Annotated in this window: 13 protein-coding genes; 7 read left to right on the top strand and 6 right to left on the bottom strand. The window is 44.2% G+C overall.

All coding sequences use genetic code 11. The features are described 5' to 3' along the window. Nucleotides 1–19: 19 nt before the first annotated feature. Nucleotides 20–355 carry a c-type cytochrome gene (locus IP510_RS04620; protein ID WP_194363598.1) on the bottom strand — a complete coding sequence of 112 codons (336 nt, stop codon included), beginning with the start codon at nt 353–355 and terminating at the stop codon, nt 20–22. A 343-nt stretch (nt 356–698) separates the two neighbouring features. Here IP510_RS04620 and yihA point away from each other — a divergent pair, with 343 nt between their 5' ends. After that, on the top strand, nt 699–1,454 hold the full coding sequence (yihA, locus tag IP510_RS04615; RefSeq protein ID WP_194363597.1) for a ribosome biogenesis GTP-binding protein YihA/YsxC: 756 nt from the start codon (nt 699–701) through the stop codon (nt 1,452–1,454). 123 nt (nt 1,455–1,577) lie between these two features. On the opposite strand, the gene IP510_RS04610 is transcribed toward yihA, so the two are convergent. Next, a complete protein-coding gene (locus tag IP510_RS04610) occupies nt 1,578–2,303 on the bottom strand; it encodes an HAD family hydrolase (RefSeq protein ID WP_194363596.1) in 726 nt (241 codons plus the stop codon). Between the two features lie 131 nt (nt 2,304–2,434). Then, nucleotides 2,435–3,445, bottom strand: a complete 1,011-nt coding sequence (locus IP510_RS04605) for an RluA family pseudouridine synthase (protein WP_194363595.1) — start codon at nt 3,443–3,445, stop codon at nt 2,435–2,437. Nucleotides 3,446–4,647: 1,202 nt separating this feature from the next. Between IP510_RS04605 and IP510_RS04600 the strand changes: the two genes are divergently transcribed. Then, nucleotides 4,648–8,934, top strand: coding sequence for an Rne/Rng family ribonuclease (locus IP510_RS04600; protein ID WP_194363594.1), 4,287 nt, complete (start codon nt 4,648–4,650; stop codon nt 8,932–8,934). Between the two features lie 116 nt (nt 8,935–9,050). Here the strand turns inward: IP510_RS04600 and IP510_RS04595 are convergent, their stop codons facing one another. After that, nucleotides 9,051–9,980, bottom strand: a complete 930-nt coding sequence (locus IP510_RS04595) for a DUF808 domain-containing protein (protein WP_194363593.1) — start codon at nt 9,978–9,980, stop codon at nt 9,051–9,053. 406 nt (nt 9,981–10,386) lie between these two features. Here IP510_RS04595 and IP510_RS04590 point away from each other — a divergent pair, with 406 nt between their 5' ends. The 5 genes from IP510_RS04590 to IP510_RS04570 all read left to right on the top strand — a co-directional run bounded on the left by IP510_RS04590 (nt 10,387) and on the right by IP510_RS04570 (nt 16,608). After that, on the top strand, nt 10,387–11,241 hold the full coding sequence (locus tag IP510_RS04590; RefSeq protein ID WP_194363592.1) for a DsbC family protein: 855 nt from the start codon (nt 10,387–10,389) through the stop codon (nt 11,239–11,241). 374 nt (nt 11,242–11,615) lie between these two features. Then, a complete protein-coding gene (locus IP510_RS04585; protein WP_194363591.1) occupies nt 11,616–12,974 on the top strand; it encodes a homoserine dehydrogenase in 1,359 nt (452 codons plus the stop codon). A gap of 354 nt (nt 12,975–13,328) precedes the next feature. After that, on the top strand, nt 13,329–14,510 hold the full coding sequence (locus IP510_RS04580; protein WP_194363590.1) for a thiolase family protein: 1,182 nt from the start codon (nt 13,329–13,331) through the stop codon (nt 14,508–14,510). 412 nt (nt 14,511–14,922) lie between these two features. After that, complete coding sequence (locus tag IP510_RS04575) at nt 14,923–15,771, top strand: DUF2382 domain-containing protein (protein ID WP_194363589.1); 849 nt, start codon at nt 14,923–14,925, stop codon at nt 15,769–15,771. 261 nt (nt 15,772–16,032) lie between these two features. Then, nucleotides 16,033–16,608: a YsnF/AvaK domain-containing protein gene (locus tag IP510_RS04570; protein ID WP_194363588.1), complete on the top strand. Its 576-nt coding sequence runs from the start codon at nt 16,033–16,035 to the stop codon at nt 16,606–16,608. 264 nt (nt 16,609–16,872) lie between these two features. Here IP510_RS04570 and IP510_RS04565 read toward each other — a convergent pair whose 3' ends face one another. After that, nucleotides 16,873–17,154 carry a hypothetical protein gene (locus IP510_RS04565; RefSeq protein ID WP_194363587.1) on the bottom strand — a complete coding sequence of 94 codons (282 nt, stop codon included), beginning with the start codon at nt 17,152–17,154 and terminating at the stop codon, nt 16,873–16,875. Nucleotides 17,155–17,479: 325 nt separating this feature from the next. Then, the gene (gene secA / locus IP510_RS04560) at nt 17,480–20,287 is read right to left on the bottom strand and encodes a preprotein translocase subunit SecA (RefSeq protein WP_194363586.1); all 2,808 of its coding nucleotides are present in this window, start codon (nt 20,285–20,287) and stop codon (nt 17,480–17,482) included. Nucleotides 20,288–20,335 lie beyond the last annotated feature (48 nt).

The raw sequence follows: 20,335 nt of genomic DNA, 5'->3' as shown, positions 1-20,335 counted from the left end.
GGTATATTCAAGCGTTAGATTATTCACTCATGTATTCAATCAACTGGCGATAATCGTTGTCGCTGCACTTATTGCATAGACCGCCCGCTGGCATCTGAGGCATACCTGATTTGACGGATTTAATGAGGGTCGGCATGCTTTTTTGTTTGATAAGTTGCTGCCATTTTGCACTATCGCCTTTTTTGATAGCATTTAGCGCACCGCTATCATGACAAACAGCGCATGAGTTGTCGTAGGTCTTGGCAATATCAGCAGCACCTGCACTGCCTGCCATAGCACCACTAATCAGTACCGTAGCAACGCCAGCGGTGACAGCGCGATAACTTTTGCTAAGCAGTCTATTGATTGCAAACATGGAGCACCTCCTCGTGATATTTCACGTGTCTAATCCATCGTTCTAATAAGTATCTCTTATCAAATATTGTAACAATATATGTCATGCAAATATAGGTAAATTGGATAAGGCTTTGTTAATGCCCAAAACTTGTGCTGATGAATGCGCAATTTTAATGTTATCCTACTATTTATATGACGCTAATTGCAGTTATTTCAATAAGTAAGACAGGTAATGGTATAGAATAGCCGTTAATGTAAAATAGCTGCTTTTATAAGCTGTCTGATGTAGACCGCTACCGTGAATTATCAGCTGATTAAAACGTTACAACTGTATCCAATTTTTTAAGATTAATGAGCCATTTATGAATACCCCGTTTACAGATGTTGCCGCCGAACATGCGGTGTTCAACACCAAATCCCGTCAAAAAATTCAGCAAACAGAATTTTTGATGTCAGCACCTACTTTTCGTCTTTGCCCACCTGATATGGGGCTAGAAGTTGCCTTCGCTGGCCGCTCAAACGCGGGCAAATCTTCTGCTATCAATGCCTTAACCAATCAGCGCCAACTGGCTCGCTCTTCTAAGACCCCTGGCCGTACGCAGATGATTAACTTTTTTAGTATCGGTGATAATGACCGAAGACTGGTCGATTTGCCTGGTTATGGCTACGCCGCCGTACCGCTTGAGATGAAAAAAGAATGGCAGGTAGAGCTAGAGGAATACCTAGTATCGCGCTCAAGTCTTGCAGGTTTGGTACTGATGACGGATATTCGCCATCCACTGAAATTCTTTGATGAGCAAATGCTACGCTGGGCAAATGATGGTGAACTGCCTGTTCATATCTTGTTGACTAAAGCAGACAAATTGAAATATGGTGCCTCTAAAAATGCATTGCTTAACACTCGTAAAAGACTAAAAGAGCTAGGGTTGAACTGTAGCATTCAGCTATTTTCAGCACTCAGAAAAGAAGGTCTGGATGAGTTGGCCGGTATTATGGGCAACTGGTATGAATATCAGCTCGAAGCCGACAAAATTATTGAGTCCTCTTTTGCGTTATTAGAAGGCGAAGAGTTAGAAGAGGCTATTGAAAAAGACAGCGCTCAAAAAGAAGACAAGTAAATACCCTAATCTTCTATTAAAAAAACCTTCTAAAATAGCCTTCAACTAAAAAAAGGTTTATCGTTATCGCGATAAACCCTTTTTTATGGCTGCTACTTTTATGATTACTACGTCTGTTTTTTATCATAAAGACTCGTGCCCACACAACAAATCCGCTAGTGCTTGCGGTGTCTCTACTTGATAAGTAGGATGCTGCGCAGCAAGTTCAGCATGAGATGCCGTACCATAATTGACTGCTATACTGGTCATGCCGAGTGCAGTTGCCATCTGGATATCATAAATGCTATCACCAATAAACACGGCATCTGAGATTTCCTGCTGCGTATCATTCAAAATCTCAGTCAGCATCTGTGGATCCGGTTTTGAGCCTGCCTCATCAGCGCAGCGTGTCATCACAAAATACTGATGACTCTGTGAAGCATCTAGTACCCGATCTAGCCCTTTTCTTTTTTTGCCCGTGGCAACCGCTAGTTTTTTACCCTGCTGCTGCAAAGTCTGCAACATAGCTTCTATCGGTGCAAAAAGCGGTGTACGGTGACTGTTGGCAATATAGTAATCTGCGTAGGTCTGCTGAATGGCCAGTTTTTGCGATTCATCTGCTTGCGGATATAAAATCTCGATACCTTTCATTAGGCTTAGGCCGATAATGTCCTGCACGGCTTTATCCGTCGTCTCGAACCCATGCGCCTCTCCTGCCACATGCATAGAATCAACTATTAAGCCGATTGAATCCATCAACGTCCCATCCCAATCAAAAATAATAAGGGTTTTGTGAGCCAAGCAGTACTCTGCTACTGGCTGAGCGTTTACGGTAGGTTCTGAGGCATTAATAGGCGTTGATTTAGTCATGGATATACCTTAACGAATGACAGTAATAAATGGCAGACAGCAAAACGTCACGGTGGCTTATTGATTCAATAAGGTATCGTGACGTTTAGGGATAACACAAAGGCTCTGGCTTACAACCTAAATTTGAAAACCTATTCAGGCAGTTTAATGGTCTCTGGCAACCAATCTGCCATCTCTTCTGGCAATGGCGCAGTGATGGTCTTATAACCTGGAATGTCTAAGCGCCACGCATGTAGACATAGACGATGAACACCTGATTTGTCATGAACGTTGTATTTATCATCGCCCAAGATAGCATGACCGATATGAGCCAAATGCACACGGATTTGATGCGTACGACCGGTTAACGGTTTGGCTTCAATCAAGCTCACTGGCTGATCTGCAATCGTAAAACGACCGTGAACAACGATGTCTGTCTGGCTTTCTTTGGATTGCGGGTCTTGCGCATCTACTTTGACGCGGCGTTCACCACTAGCGACAGTATAACGTAGCAATGACGCATCGATACGCTGCTCATTAAGCGTCGGTTGTCCTTTTGCCAGACACAGATAGTGCTTTTGAATGGTCTTATCCACCAAATGCTGCTGCAACACTTTGAGCGTTGAGCGTTTTTTGGAAATCATTAGCAGACCTGATGTGTCTTTATCAATGCGATGTATCAGTTCTAGGTATTTTTTACCCGTCACTTCACGCATGGCTTCAATCACGCCAAAGTCCAAACCACTACCGCCGTGAACAGCGATACCAGAAGGTTTATTTAGCACGAGTAACCCATCGTCTTCATAGACCACACGGGCGAGCAAGCTTTTGGCAAACTCAGTGCTAATGATTGGCTTTTCGCGGGTGGCAAGCACCACTGGTGCGATACGTACGACGTCTTCACGCTGTACTCTATCGTGTGCTTTACAGCGCTTATTATTGACGCGTATCTCATCTGAGCGAATCATTTTGTAGATATGCGGTTTTGGTAACCCTTTTAAGCGGTTCAGCAAAAAGTTATCCAAACGCTGGTCGTGCTGATGGCGTGTCACTTCAAGGTAGTTCACCTTGCCGAAGTTACTAATCTCATCGTCAGCGCTTTGTGGGCGTGTTTTGCTATTAAAAATAGCAGGGGCTTCATGGGTAGGAGCGTCGTCAGTCATTTTTGAGTTTGTCATTTTTAGTTAGGTATTTACACAAAGATTTGTTATAGTTTAGCATGTTGAGCGACAATTAAGCAGAGGTTACAACAATAATCATTGTTGTTCCAAATAGTTGACCACCATTTTATCACTTGTCAGTTTTTTACTGCTGGCGAGCAAAGCGGTTTTCTCTATTCACCCTGCTGACATGACACGTTTCATCTGATTTTGAGTGTACTGTCTATTCAAAGCTACTACCTAAAAAAGGTATTACTGACCAAAGACAGCCTCATAAATTGAAAAAACTGTACTGAATTTTTTCGGTGCCATAAAATAAATAGTGACACTAGATACCATCGCGTTAATAAACCTGATAATAAATCAGCTTATTGACCGATTACAACATAACACTGACTCACTCATCGCATGACAACGACTTTATTTGATAACTGTTCATTATTTAATGATTACTTATCTAATGGTTTTTTACGCCAGCATAGTTGAGCAAGTATGGGTAGTTTAGCGTTAGGATCGAAAAGTAAATCGAGAGCTGCCTAAGTATTGGTGGTCAAACAGATGATGATAAAAAGGTGACCATAATACCACGCTGACAAGCTGGCCCCTTACTCTGTTTGCCAAGTACGCCCCGCTGATAACCAAGCTGCGATACCTAACCTTGAAATACCCAAGATATATTGACGTTATATAAAGAACGATAAATACAGAATCAGCAATCGCTTTACCTGAGTAAAAAATCGCTGAATGACGCTATTATATATAGCCATCATGACCGCGATATTATTGTTAGACTTTGATGGATGAACAAAAGCAGCACCATGCTTTTTTAATATCAGTATTTTTTAGACCCGTAACTGACCGTCGCAGGCGCTTACAACGTTTATTGACAATCACTACCAATAGAATGTACTGACTATAAGAGAGCCTCGATACGCTGATACATTCATATATGTACCGAGTTTATTGATGATAAAGTATGAGTACTATAGCCTTACAACCTATACTGTTTATATCCATGTTGTCCTCGCTGACAGCTTCAGGTAAAAAGCCATTGAAAAAGCCCACGTGCTTTATGAGACCCACGGTTTACGTTCTATCGTTAATTAACATCTGCAACTGCTAATATCGAATTAGCCATACTTGCCACTGTACCTTGATCTAAAAGACTGTTTTATCGTTGTTATGCGTACTCATAGGATATAAATATGAAACGCATTTTAATCAACGCCACTCAAAACGAAGAGATTCGTGTCGCCTTATGTAAAGGCAATCATTTATACGATTTTGATCTAGAAAACCGTACCCGCGAGCAAAAAAAATCCAACATCTATAAAGGTCATGTGACTCGTGTCGAGCCATCGCTTGAAGCGGTATTTGTTGAATATGGCTCTCAGCGTCAGGGTTTCTTGCCGATTCGTGAAATCTCTGCCGAATACCTAAGCGGCAATCCACGTGATGAAAACATCAAAAAACTGATCAAAGAAGGCGACGAGCTAATCGTCCAAGTCGAAAAAGAAGAGCGCGGTAATAAAGGCGCTGCCCTATCGACTTATGTATCCTTGGCCGGTCGCTATCTGGTATTGATGCCAAACAACCCTCGTGGTGGCGGCATCTCACGTCAAATCTCGGGCAAACTGCGCGAAGATATGAAGCGTATGCTGGGCAATCTTGATTTACCAAAAGGTATGAGCGTTATCATTCGTACCGCTGGTATTGGTAAAACTCAAGAAGACTTACAACACGATTTGAACCACTTGCTTAACATCTGGCAGGCCATCCAAGAACAAAACCAAAAATATCCATCGCCGCGCTTGGTTCATCAAGAAGCGGGCGTTGTCACACGTGCTGTTCGTGATTACCTGCGTGATGATATCGCTGAGATTTGGATCGACAACGAAAACGCTTATATCGAAGCCGCTGGCTTTATCGATGCTGTGATGCCAAAGCAAGCAGAAAAATTGCGCAAATACACCGATTACGAGCCGATGTTTTCGCGCTTTAACATCGAAAAACAAATCGAAACCGCCTATCAGCGTGAAGTTCGTCTGCCATCAGGTGGTTCAATCGTTATTGACCAAACAGAAGCATTGGTATCTATCGACATCAACTCAGCCAAATCGACTAAAGGCTCAGACGTTGCTGAGACCGCTTATCACACCAACCTAGAAGCTGCTGACGAGATTGCCCGTCAATTGCGTCTACGTGATATGGGTGGTTTGATCGTTATTGATTTCATCGACATGAATGATAATAAGCATCAAAAAGAAGTCGAAAAACGTCTAATTGATGCCACCAAATATGACCGTGCACGTGTGCAGTTTGGTGATATTTCTAAATTCGGCTTGATGGAGATGAGCCGTCAGCGTCTACGTCCTTCACTAGAAGAGTCAACGGGTTATATCTGCCCACGTTGCCACGGCAATGGCATGATTCGTGACTTGCGCTCTTTGTCGCTATCGATTATGCGTCAGATTGAGCAAATCGCCTTAAAAGAGCGTCAAGGTGAAGTACAAGCAGAAGTTCCAACCGACATCGCAGCCTTCTTGTTAAATGAAAAGCGTGACAGCTTGGTTTATCTTGAGCAGGACAGTGGCACTCGTATTACCATTTTGCCGCATGCTCATTTAGAGTCGCCAAACTTTAAGCTTCACTTTAACCGTGATGGCTTTGCCCCATCAAGCTATGAGCGTATCACTGATGCTCAGGAACAAGAGCACAGCGATCTTGGCTACAATGTTGACTGGCAAACGGCTGAAAAAGAGCGCCCAGAACAGCAGCCTACTCGCCAACCACGCCAGCAGTCGAGTGACAATAGTAGCAAACCAAACAGCCCTGCAAACGCGCAGCAGAGCACCGCAGCGACCTCGCAAAACAGCACTGTCAATCATAGCAATGATCGTCGCACTCATAACAATCATAAAAGCGCCGCTGCAGCAGCGCCTGTGCAAGCACCGCAAGTAAATAACACTCAGAGTGTTGTTGCACCAGTAGCGACGCAACCACAAAGCGCTCCAGCGCCTGCCCAGCCGCAAGCTGTCGCTTGGTTGTCTAATCTGTTTGCGCAAGCACCGCAAGCCACAACGACACCTAACGTTAGTAGTCGTGATGCCGCAGAAGCGATTGAAGCACTGGTAAATACTGGCGCGCAAAGCCTAGGCTCATTCGGTCAAGTGGATAGCAATGCGCTCAATAACGCAGGCTCAAGTAATGCAGCCACAAACAATGAAAGCCCTACCCAATCAACTGGCAATCAAAAAAATGACAGCCAGCAGTCAGACAATCAGAACAATCGCCAACAGGCCCGTCGTAATAACGATGGCGATGCTGATGAGGGTAGCAGTGATGACAGAAGAAGACGCAAACCGCGTAAATCTAGATCTTCTAAACCGCGCCCAAGAAAAGACGCAACTGATGAGATAAGTAATACTGTTGATGACAGTGCCACTAGCAATAGCAGCACCTCAAACACTACTGATGACAAACCGTCTGACACGCAAGACCAACGTCAGCAAGACAAGCGTCAACAGGATAATAGACGCACAAACGATCGCAATCGCAACAACCGTCAAGACACCAATCGTCAGGATAGCAGTCGCAACACAAGCGAGCGTAATGAAGCTGACAACGAAGACAGCGCTAAAACCGATGAGCAAACGCGTGCTAAGCGTAAATCGCATAGCCAACGTGGCTCACGTGGCAAGCTAGAGCGCGGTGAGACGCTGACAGCAGACAGTGTCAAGCAAGGCAAGCAGCAGCAAGCTAGAAGCCATGATGCAGCCAATAGCAAAAACCAATCTAGCTCGCGCCGTAGTCAAGACCCTAACGAAGTCGTGCTTCAGGTCAATGAAGCACCGACTCAGCTAAAGCCGTCCGAAGTTGTGCACTTGTCTTTAGATGATAGCAAGTCTACGCAGGCAAAACCGCAGGCGACTGAAAAGCAGAGTACAGCAAACGATGTGGCAAAAAACGAGCGCTCGAAAGATCGCCCTGCGCCGCATCCTGCTCAAAAGACCAATGTTGACGAGCAAAGCGCTGACCAACAGGTTGAGCAGGAAAAAAGTGCTGTAAAAACTCCTGATGTGAAAACTAGCGAAATAAAAGCCAGTGAAGCCAAAGGTGATGCAAACCAGCCCGTGCAGAACGAGGCACCTAAGCGTGAGCAAAACACTGCTGACGAAAAACCATCGGTAGACGCGCCAGCAGCCTTTATGAACAGTGCTGACCTTGATGCAGACAAGCCTCTAGATAACGTACCATCAGTAGCGACTGATACAAGCGTGACCACTGCTGCGACAGCGCAACAGCCGGAAGTGGCAACTGCAGAGGAAAGCAGTTCAAACGAAGGCATTGCCAGTCAGAGCGTAGAGGAAAGCAGTCCAGACCAAGCTAGTAAAGTCAGTGATGCTGTCAGTGCTCAGGCCGATGACAGTAACGCCAAGGCTGTTGATGCCAGCAATACCAGTAGCTCAGCACTTAAGCTGACACACGAGGCATTGTTTGGCACACGCTACGTAACTGCAGAAAAGTTCGGTCAAGCCAGCAACGATCCACGCGTGATTCGTAGTCAGCAATTGCAGACAAAGCAAGCGTCTAAAGTTGAATCACAACCGGCTGTGAAAATGGCAGCCATTGGCAGTAGTGTTGGTACGTTTATCCGCGCAACGTTGCCAGACGCGCAAAATCGCTTGGAAACTGAGGGCGTTATTAATTGCTTCATCGCGGCGATTGCCTTGCATAAAGACCAAGCGCAAACGACTGATGATACTCAAAGCATGGTCAGTGACAACAACGATGATGCTGCGAGTGAGAGCTTTGACTTTAGCAACTATGGCTATCAGCCATTGGCGGCAGATTACTTGACACGCTTTGAAACGATGACGCAAGCCGTCAGTCAGTTCGCAGCGGCTCAAGGTAAAACAGACGTTGAATTACCTACTGTCAGTAAGCGTGCTGCCAATGATCCGCGTGGCCAGCATCCTGACTATCAGGAACCAGCAGTCTTGAGCGTACCTGCAATACAAGATGCTGAAATGAGTGCAGAATCAGCAGTGGATTCTGAGCCAGCCGATAGTGAACTAGACGCTCATGTTATTGAAGCCAGTGCACTGGTCAATAAAGCACAAACAGACGATGTCAGTGCTGACAGCGAGCAATTGCTAGAAGTTGAGCAAGCGCAATCAGCTGCCAAGCAGGTAGACGTTGAGGCTAGTGACATGCCACAGGCGAATGTAGAAGAGGCTGAGCCAGCAATTGATTCTACCTTAGAGCAACCGACTAAGGAAGAGAGTCAGGCAGCAAAATCAAAGACTACCATCGCCAGTTATAAGAACATGATCGAAAATGTGGCTGAGCAACTGCTGCCGCAAACTGGTATGTTTAATTTGACTACGCCAAAAGTGCCTAAGGCTCGCAGCCGTAAACCTAAGACAGAGCACAAAAAACCCACCCAAGCTGAAAAGCTAGCCTCTGATGAGTCAGACAGCGAAAGCTAGTCATTAAGAGTGCAAACAAAAACCCCAAAGCTGCTAGCAGCTTTGGGGTTTTTATGTTGAGACAGATAGAATTAGCGTTTTATTCGTCAAGCAAATAGTGCTCAGAAACTATCATTTTAATGTGCAGAAGAGGCTGTATCATCTTTGCCACGCATTTTATTGATAACAGTCAAAAGTGCTACGACTGCTGCCCCAATAACAAAACCAATAACACCATTAAGCAAAGTCGTCGTCAGACTTTCAAATATACCTGTCAAACCTGCTAAGTCCTCGACACCATGATGCAAGAAGCCAATGCCGTGTACTAAAATACCACCACCTACCAAGAACATTGCCAACGTACCCGCAATGGATAAAAACTTCATTAGCTTAGGTGCAGCAGCAAACATAAACTTGCCCAGTTTTTGTTTAAAGGCGCCGTCCTGCTCCATCAAATGCAAACCTGCATCATCGATCTTTACGATGCCCGCGACCAAACCATAAATACCAATCGTGATACCAATCGCTAGGATAGATAGTACCAGACTGCGTTCTAGTAGTGTCGCCCCTGCGGTTGCCCCTAAGGCAATCACAATGATCTCAGCGGATAAGATGAAATCAGTACGTATCGCGCCTCTAATTTTTTCTTTTTCAAAGGCAACCAAATCTACTGTTTCATCCGCATTGGCTTTTCGGCGTGCGTTCTGCTCTTCATCGTGTGGCAATGCATGCGGCCAAAAACGATGTATGACTTTTTCGGCACCTTCATAAACCAAGAACAAACCACCACACATCAGTAGAAAAGTAACGAGTGGCGGATAGATTGCACTGATCAGCAGTGCGGCTGGCACTAGAATGAGCTTATTGACGAACGAGCCTTTGGCAACCGCCCAAACGACTGGCAGCTCTCGATTGGCTTTAACACCAGTCACTTGCTCAGCATTTAGCGCCAAATCATCGCCCAATACACCAGCGGTTTTTTTAGCAGCGACTTTGGTCATGACGGATACGTCATCCAATATCACACTGATATCATCAAGTAGAGTTAATAAACTGGCACCTGCCATGTGTGCTCCTTAAAGCAAATTTGTTAAAGTAAGTCGTTATCAAATAATCAAAACAAAGCATTTTATTCAAATTGTTATAAAAAATATGCTGTTAGCGATAGATTACAAGGGCAAGCCTATATATTACATAGTACAAATGTATCTTATTTTCTGAATTTGTATTGATAGCTATTCTTTAAAGTTGGTAGTATCTGCATTTATTGGATGATGTACTTGAGCTGTCAGTTGACATAAATATGGTAATATAGAGAAGATGACTCTTCACCTTTTATTATCAATAAGTTATACAAACATCTTCATTGTTAGACCTTTAAAACGCTGCCAAGACACATTACTATATATAAAAGTTTCTAGCGCTTTTATATAACGAACTCATGATTAGGCGCGATGCCTATAGGAAACCCGTATGCCGTTCCCCACGATCAAAAATACCACCTTGCGTAACCCTCTTTCACGTACTGTTTTATCTCGTTTTATGATGAGTGCGCTACTGGTTGGTATCGCTGCTGGCTGCTCAAACAATGCCGCTGATGCAACCAGCAATACCAGTGTTGTCAACGCAGCCCAGACTAAAACCACTCCTACTAAGACCTCAGCTGGTAATGATGCAACCGTGGTGAAGGACTTACAGGCGAATCTAAAGGCCTCTGGTATCGAGGAAACCATTATTTCGGCCGTACCGACAGATATGGATGGCATTTATTGGGTGACCGCTGAAGGTCTGCCTTCTTTCTTTACGGATAAAGCTGGTAAGCATATTATTCAAGGTCAGATCATCGCTGTGGGTGATGCCGCCCCAGTTGATATCAGTGCCGCATTGGTTGCTAGTACAGCACAAGAAGCGCTAAAGGCCGTCGATAAAAAAGACATGGTGATTTATCCAGCAAAAGGTGAAACCAAAGCCGTCATATATGCGTTTACAGATGCTGACTGTGGTTACTGCCGCAAACTACATTCAGAAATGGATGATATTAATGCACGCGGTATCGAGGTTCGTTATCTGGCATGGCCACGTAGCCAAGAGTCTGTACCAAAGATGGAAGCTATCTGGTGTAGTCAGGATCGTAAAGCTGCGATGGATCAAGCAAAAATCGGTGCCAATGTACAAGCGCCTAGCTGTGCCAACCCTGTCCAAGAACATATGGCTCTAGGCTCAAGACTTGGTGTGCGCGGTACGCCTGCGGTCTTTACAGAAGCTGGACAGCAAGTTGGCGGCTATCTACCTGCAGCAGAATTGGCACAAGCAGTAGGCGCTAATTAATAATTTGAGTTATCAATATTAGTGACTCATATCAGCAACCAAGCATAAATGACATATGCATATGCCAAACAAGATTGAAGCTACCGCTTTTCTATCATCGTAAGCTGATATAACCTTGATGATGTTGTCTTTATAGCATTGGCCTTTATGACATTGTGTAGACGCCACAACGCCTTATCGGTATGATACGATAAAGCGCAATGCAACATGAGCAATACCCCTTTTATTTGAGCTTTTTTTATTCAACTATGATGAAGCAGATAAGCAGGCAGGACCAGACAATGCGCACAGATATTATGTTTGATGCCGCAGACTCATGTCACACTGTCACAGCATTTTACTGGCTTCATTATATTTAACCTCTTGAGGATACTGTGAGTAATTCCATCAAACTAGCGATACTTGGTCTGGGCACCGTCGGAACGGGCGTGATCAATCTGATCAATGACAATTTAGATGAGCTAAAACGCCGTAGCGGACGCGACATTATTATTACCGAAGTGGGTACGCGTCGTCAGCGTGATGATATTGATGCCAATATCATGCAAAACAGCGATCTGATGGCAATTGCCGCAAGTGATAATGTCGATATTGTTATCGAAGTGATTGGTGGTACCACCTTAGCCAAAGACATCATTATGCAGGCCATTAAAAACGGCAAGCATGTGGTCACGGCAAACAAAGCTCTACTCGCTGAGCATGGTAATGAGATCTTTGCATTCGCTGAAAAAAACAACGTCCATGTTGCTTATGAAGCAGCGGTAGCAGGCGGCATTCCAATTATTAAAGTCATGCGTGAAGCACTGGCTGCCAACAAAATCGACTGGCTGGCTGGTATCATCAACGGTACTGGTAACTTTATCATGACCGAAATGCGTGACAAAGGTCGCCCATTTGCCGATGTATTAAGCGAAGCGCAAGAGTTAGGTTATGCAGAGGCAGATCCTACTTTTGATGTTGAAGGTATCGATGCTGCTCATAAACTGGCACTACTTGCCTCGATCGCATTTGGCATTCCGCTACAGTTTGATAAAGTATACTGTGAAGGTATCACGGGCATTACACTACAAGACGTCAACTATGCCGAAGAGCTTGGTTACCGTATCAAGCACCTAGGGTTTGCCGTACGCCGTGATGGTCAAGGCAATGCTGATGATGCTGGTATCGAGCTGCGCGTACATCCGACGCTGATTCCGCAAGACGCGTTGCTTGCTAACGTCAATGGCGTAAAGAATGCGGTATTGGTTAACTCACACCCACTTGGACAAACGCTGTATTGCGGCGATGGTGCAGGCGCTGGTGCAACTGCTTCTGCGGTGATGGCTGATGTCATGGATTTGGTCCGCGTCCTAGGCAATACCGACTGTGACGATCAAGGCAACAGCAATAAAAACAACCATGGTCATCATGTGCCGCATCTTGCGTTTATTCCTGAACAGCTATCAGATACGCCGATATTGCGTGCTGAGCAGATGATCACTGGATACTATTTACGGGTACATGCTAGTGACAATCCAGGTGTACTCGCGGATATCACTCGTATCTTGAGCGATGCTGGCATCAATATCGATGCGATTTTACAAAAACCTGCTCATAAAGTAGGTCAAGTACCTGTCATTATATTGACGCTACCTGTGGTCGAAAGCCAGATGAATCTGGCGATTGAAAAAATCGAAAAACTAGAGACTATTACTGATAAAGTAGTACGCATTCGCTTAGATGAGCTGGCATAGATAACACAAGCTTGGCGGCCAACGAGCGTTTGACCTTAGGGCCTGTTGAACATTCAAATATTAGGGCTGCTGATCGCTAAAATTGCACCCAACTAGGCGCAAACCGACGATAATGTCGAGACCTTAGCTAGGCTTGCAACAACGTTTGGGGTGATTTTAGCATCAGCCTTTCATGGCAGTACTATTTTTTGCCAATATATGGCGAAATTGTTTAACCTAGAATGACTAGGCATCAAAAATTTCACTGCATATTGTCTAAAAAATAGTGACTGCCAGCACCACATTTGAATGTTCAACACGCCCTAATCAAAATAAAACACTTTTATTTAAAATACGTGAAAAGGAATAATAACGATGTCAAATGATGCAATTGTAATCTTAAACAGCGCTCGTACACCAATGGGCGGTTTTCAAGGTGTCCTAAAAGACATGAGTGCCACCGATCTTGGTGCTGCTGCCATCAAAGCCGCGGTTGAGCGTTCTGGCGTTAGCGCTGATAACATTGATGAAGTCATCATGGGTTGTATCTTGACCGCAGGTTTGGGTCAAGGCCCTGCCCGTCAAGCGATGCGTAAAGCAGGTCTGTCTGACGCAACTGGTGCTGTGACGATCAATAAGCTGTGCGGCTCAGGTCTGAAAGCAGTCATGCAAGCACATGACGGTATCAAAGCGGGTAGCTTCAATGTGGCTGTCGCAGGTGGTATGGAATCAATGACCAACGCGCCTTATCTCATGCCAGGGTCACGTGGCGGCTACCGCATGGGTCACAAAGAAGTCAAAGATCATATGTTCTTAGATGGTCTAGAAGATGCAGAAACTGGTAAACTCATGGGCATGTTTGCGCAAGAAATGGCAGATGAAAAAGGCTATACCCGTGAGCAAATGGATGAGTTCGCCATTGAGTCATTGAACCGTGCTCTCACTGCTATCAAAGATGGTCACTTCGCAGACGAGATCGAAGCTGTTACCTTTAAAACTCGTAAAGGTGAGCAAACGGTTGATACTGATGAGCAGCCAGCACTTGCCAATGCCGATCGCATCCCTACTCTACGTCCTGCCTTTGCAAAAGAGGGTACGATTACGGCAGCAAATGCCAGCTCAATCTCTGATGGTGCCGCTGCTGTTGTCGTGATGAAAGAATCACAAGCGAAAGCGGAAGGTTTGGATTATCAAGCTCGCATCATCGCGACTGCTTCAAACTCACGTCACCCAAGCGAGTTCACCATTGCCCCAATTGGCGCAATCGAAAAAGTACTAGCAGGTGCAGGTTGGTCTGTAGCAGATGTTGATCTATGGGAAATCAATGAAGCATTTGCAATGGTCACAATGGCCGCTATGGACGAGCTTAAAATCGATCATGCCAAAGTAAACGTCGAAGGCGGTGCTTGTGCGCTTGGTCACCCAGTTGGCTGCTCTGGTGCTCGTATTCTTATCACACTCATCAACTCTCTCAAACGTACTGGTGGCAAAAAAGGCGTCGCCACGCTATGTATCGGTGGTGGTGAAGCGGTAGCAGTCGCTATTGAATTGCCTTAAATATCTATAGATTTTGAGCGTATTGTTTTAAGACAATATAACGTGCAAAATATTTGATGATAACCTAATAGTTAGTATGTATTTAAAAACCGCATGGCTTTTTGCTTTGCGGTTTTTTTGTGTCTAATCATAGGAAACAATCGTTCAATATTTCTCTTTGTAAAGCTGCGTCAACTTATACCCCCCTCTCTGTTATAGCGCTTACAGCCTATTACACGCAATTACGCCAAGTGCACACTTCGCTACCTTGCTCATATATATCACTCAGAATCATGATGTTAGGATAGCCACAAGTTGATGCAAAGACTGTCTACATCGTTTAGCACTCGATTTACTTTATTTTCAGAAATCCAAAAACAACTACTAAATATTATAATTAAAAGCAATTAACTCACAAAAAAGGAAGACAATAATGAGCCAACTAATCCGTTTAAAAGATATCCAAGCAACACACCATGACCTAATCGGTGATGACTATTATGATCCAACAAATAAAACAGCTTACGGTGTCAATGAAGAAAAAATCGGTAAAATTGAAGGGGCTTTGGTAGAAGATACTACTGGTCGCATTCGTTACCTCATCGTTGATGCAGGTGGCTGGTTTAGTTCAAAAGAAGTATTGGTACCAGCAGGATTAGCACGTATTGTTGGTGATGATGTTTTCTTTGATAGTTTGACTAAAGGACAGGTCGAAGCTATGGAAGTCTACGATCATGATTATCAATACAGCTACAAAGATCAGTATGAAAAAGACCGTCAAGCATTCTCATCTGATATCGTTCCTGCCACAGAGCGTATGGAAATTGCAGATCATGCCTATGATGCACCGAACACGTTAGAGCTATTAGAAGAGCGTCTAACTGTTAATAAAGATCGTATCGTAGCAGGACTAGTCAAAGTCGGTAAGCATGTAGTCACTGAAGAGCGCAACGTCGATGTTGAGCTTGAAGAAGAACATGCCAATATCCAGCGTACCAATGTAGATCGTCCAACAGATCGTCGTATCGGTGATGTGAACGGTAACGAAGCGATTGAAGTTGAATTACAAGCTGAACGCGCCCGTGTCGGTAAAGAAACCTACGTATCAGAAGAAGTCAATGTTGGCAAAACAACTGAACGCCATACTGAGACCATTATTGAAACGATCCAACGTGAAGAATTAGATGTCAACGATGATGGTCACGTAGTTGATCGCGAAGGCAACATCGTAGACCGCGATGATATCACTGCTGAAGATGTACGCCACGCTCGTGGTATGTAACATGCTCATACGTCACATTTCTAATAAGAGATATTTTTTAGACCATTAGCGTAAGATTATTAGCAAGTGTGACAGTATTTATTAGCTAGTTGATATTTAGCTAAACGCATTTATTAGATTAAGATCAGGGCATGTCTCTGGTCTTTTTTGTATGAGTAGTTTGAGTAAATGGTCTATAGTAGAGATAGAGAATCAGACATCTAGCTGTATGACATTTTTAGCTTTCATGATCCAATATTTTATAACTATAAGGAGATAACCATGAGCATTAATAAAGAAAATAACCTACCTCAAAATAGCTTAATTAATGAACAAGACGCATCACGTAACCAAACGAAAAACATGGTCAATATTGGCCATCTCGAGCTATTAGAAGAGCGTCCCGTCATCAATAAGGAAAGATTGGATGTTGGTAAAGTGACGGTCACCAAACATGCCCGTACTAAGACCATAAATGTCCCAATTGAGCTTGTCGAAGAATACATCACCATTCGCACCGACTATCATGATGCGGAGAGTCAAGACTTACTCTCTGGTGATTACGACGAAAAAGACATATTACGCCATGTTGAGCCATCACTAGATAGCAAAGCCGTCGTGACCATCAATGGCAAACAAATAGAAGTCGGCGATGATCCTATCGAAATCGTGGTATCGCGCCAAGTAGCCACCATCACCAAAGACACTTATGTCATTCAAGAAATTGATATTGATAAAAGCACGCACGTACATACGGATAGCATACAAGTAGAACTCAAGCACGAGGAGTTAGATGTGACTGAAGAAGGGTTTCTAGCGCATGGGTCGCGCGGTAAAGACGTGACTCCATCAGAGTAGATGAGAGGTTGGTTAAACTGAACACATGGCTATTCCCATGATTATGAGAAAATGCTGAGCTATTGGATATTTCATCATGGTATAGATATCAGATGGCACTGATGTAGAATGGCGCTGATATAAAATAGTACAGATATAAAAAAGCAACGCGAGTATCACGTTGCTTTTTTTGCTCATCGCATGGTCATTACTTTTTATTGGTTTAAGTGGCGCTGACCTTTACTTCAGGAGTGCATAGATAAGACCTTTGCGTCTCGCTACCATCTACTGAGCCATTGTCTCACTCTCTAATTCATCACTCGCTACTTCATCGCTTACTACTTCATCGTCCGCTACTTCACTGACTGTCGTGTCTTCAGTATTGACGATGATATCATTGGGTTCAGCCGGTTCAGCTGACATTGGTACAACCTCTTCAGTATTAGCCCCCTCTTCTGACCCTGACTCCGTTTCTGACTGCTGACAAGCGCTGAGCGTTAACGCACCAGCAAGCAACCCTACCAACGATACGGAGGTACGTAGCTGTTTTAACGACACTAAACTCATAACACTCTCCAAAATAAATATGTTGAACACTATAGCCTGTCCATAAATTCACGCCTATGCTGAATTTGTAAGCAATCAATACAACAGGTTTGCAGGTTTTATAAGCGTATAGTCAATCTTCTATAAAAGAGTGACAGCGTTAACCTCGCTTGAAGTATCTCATATACATCTACACTCGGTTGCCTTGTCTCTCTATTAAACCAAATCAACTATATATTCTGTTTCTAGAAAGATCGTTCGATGAAGGTAAAAAGCCCTTATCTAAAATAGACAAGGGCTTTCTTATACTTCTCAGCTTATGAGTACAAACTGATGGCAATAAAAACTAGATTTTACCATGGCATTGTTTGTATTTGAGACCCGATCCACAAGGACACGCGGCGTTGCGACTGATATTCATACCTGCATATGGATTAGGCTCACTAGCACTAGCATTGTCACCACTACCTGATACACCTGTACTCACGCCAGCTGCGGCGATACCGCTATTGATACCTCGATTCTGTGGGTTTGGCTGAGCAGCTGTACGGTTCGCACCACTGTCCAAATTATCCACATCATCATGTTCAAACTGCATTTGCATATGTGCTGCATTCTCACGCTGCTGGATTTCCAACGCTTCTAGCTCTTCTTTGGTTGGAATATGCACACGTGACAGATCTTGCACGGTCTCAGACTTAATCGCACCAAGCATCATCTGAAACAATTCAAATGACTCACGCTTGTACTCTTGTTCAGGGTTTTTCTGTGCATAGCCGCGCAGATGAATACCTTTACGCAGCTGATCCATCTGAGTCAAATGCTCTTTCCAGTGCTTGTCTAGGCTTTGGAGCATAAAGTGACGCTCAAGCTGTGCAGCATCTTTTTCACCCATTTGTTCACGGCGCTCATGATAACGAGCGACAGCGGTTTGGATGATTTTTTCGCGCAATCCCTCTTCATCTAGACGACGATCTTCATCTAGCCAATCATTGATCGGCATCGGTATCTTAAACTCATCTTCTAGCTCATCCTCTAACCCATCGACATTCCATTGGTCATCGATAGAACCTGGCGGAATAAACTGGTTGATCAGGGCAGTATAGATTTCATGATGCATAGTCTCAATGGCTTTTAGTAAATCCATCTCAGCCAGTAGGTCATCACGCTGTCCATAGATGACTTTACGCTGCTCGTTGGCAACATCATCATATTTGAGCAGATTTTTACGGGCATCAAAATCGCGACTCTCTACTTTACCTTGAGCGTTCTCAATAGATTTGGAAACCATCTTATGCTCAATGGCTTCGTCTTCTTTTAGACCCATAGCACGCATCATGTTGACCACACGATCGCCTGCGAAAATACGCATCAAGTCGTCTTCAAGCGATAAGAAAAAGCGCGACATACCAGGGTCACCTTGACGACCAGCACGACCACGTAACTGGTTATCGATACGGCGTGATTCATGACGCTCAGAGCCAATGATATGTAGACCACCAGCCGCCACGACTTGGTCATGCTTGATTTGCCATTGGGCTTTTAGGCGCTGCATCTCTTCTGGACTGACTGAGTCAATATCTTCGATAAATGACTGCCAGTTACCACCTAGGATAATATCCGTACCACGACCTGCCATGTTGGTGGCAATGGTGACAGACTTAGGGCTACCTGCCTGTGCGATAATTTCGGCTTCACGCTCATGCTGCTTGGCATTTAGAACATTATGCTTAACGCCTTCTTGATCGAGCAGATAAGACAGCTCTTCACTGGCTTCAATTGTTGCTGTACCAACCAGTACTGGCGCACCTTTGGCTTGAATGTCTTTGATCTCGCGGATGATGCCTTTGTATTTTCCTAACTTGGTCAAGAAAATCTGGTCATCCATATCGATACGAGCAATCGGCTCATGCGTTGGAATAACAATGACATCCAAATCATAAGTCGATTTGAATTCTGCCGCTTCAGTATCAGCCGTACCGGTCATACCAGACAATTTGTCATACAGACGGAAAAAATTCTGGAATGTCGTTGTCGCAAGCGTTTGGTTTTCTGCTTGAATCTCGACATTTTCTTTGGCTTCGACTGCTTGATGTAGCCCTTCTGACCAGCGACGACCCGGCATGGTACGACCAGTGTTTTCATCAACGATGACCACTTCGCCTTCATCGACAATATAGTGAACGTTTTTGACAAAAACGTGATGCGCACGAATGGCCGCTTGAACGTGTGCCAATAGTGGCAAACGACTTGGGCTGTACAAGCTTTCGTTTTCGCCCAGCTCGCCCACTTCGATTAGGAAGCGCTCAATTTTTTCATAGCCTTTTTCGCTGATCTCAATCTGGCGATTTTTTTCATCAATCCAGAAATCTTCTTCTTCATTGTTCTTGTTTGCTTCTTCGTCCTTTGAACGTATCAGCACAGGAATAATGGTGTTGATAAGCGCATACATGCGTGATGAATCTTCAGCTTGACCTGAAATAATCAGTGGTGTACGAGCTTCATCAATCAAGATTGAGTCAATCTCATCAATAATACAGAAGTTTAGCGGACGCTGTTTTTTCTCTTTTAGACTAAAAACCATGTTGTCGCGCAGATAATCAAAGCCGTACTCATTGTTGGTACCATAAGTGATGTCTGCTTGATAGGCTGCGATTTTCTCTAATGGTGGCTGCTGTGAGTAAATCACCCCAACAGTCATACCCAAAAATCCAAATAATGGACGGTTCAATTCAGCATCACGCGCTGCCAAATAATCATTGACCGTGACCAAATGCACGCCTTTACCACTGATCGCGTTCAGATACATGGCCAAGGTTCCCATCAGGGTTTTACCTTCACCAGTTTTCATCTCAGCGATTTTGCCTTCGTGCAGAGTGATACCACCGATCAGCTGCACATCATAGTGACGCATACCATTGACACGTAATGATGCTTCGCGGCAGACGGCAAACGCCTCTGGCAATAGCGCATCTAAGCTTTCGCCTTTTTGATGACGTGCTTTAAATTCTTCAGTTTTTTGTTGTAGTTGCTCATCAGACAGGGCTTGTATTTCAGCCTCTCGTGCGTTGATCTTGCTGACCACTTTACGCATGCGTTTTAATTCGCGGTCATTTTTGGTGCCAACCACACTGCCTATAATCTTTGATAACATAATTTTTTGACCTATGGAATATTCGATAATTAGTGCGCATTAGCCAAA

The organism is Psychrobacter sp. NG254 (genome assembly GCF_015277735.1).
Taxonomy (GTDB): domain Bacteria; phylum Pseudomonadota; class Gammaproteobacteria; order Pseudomonadales; family Moraxellaceae; genus Psychrobacter.
Note: the sequence above shows the minus strand (reverse complement) of the source record. Positions and strands in the feature narration are given on the sequence as shown.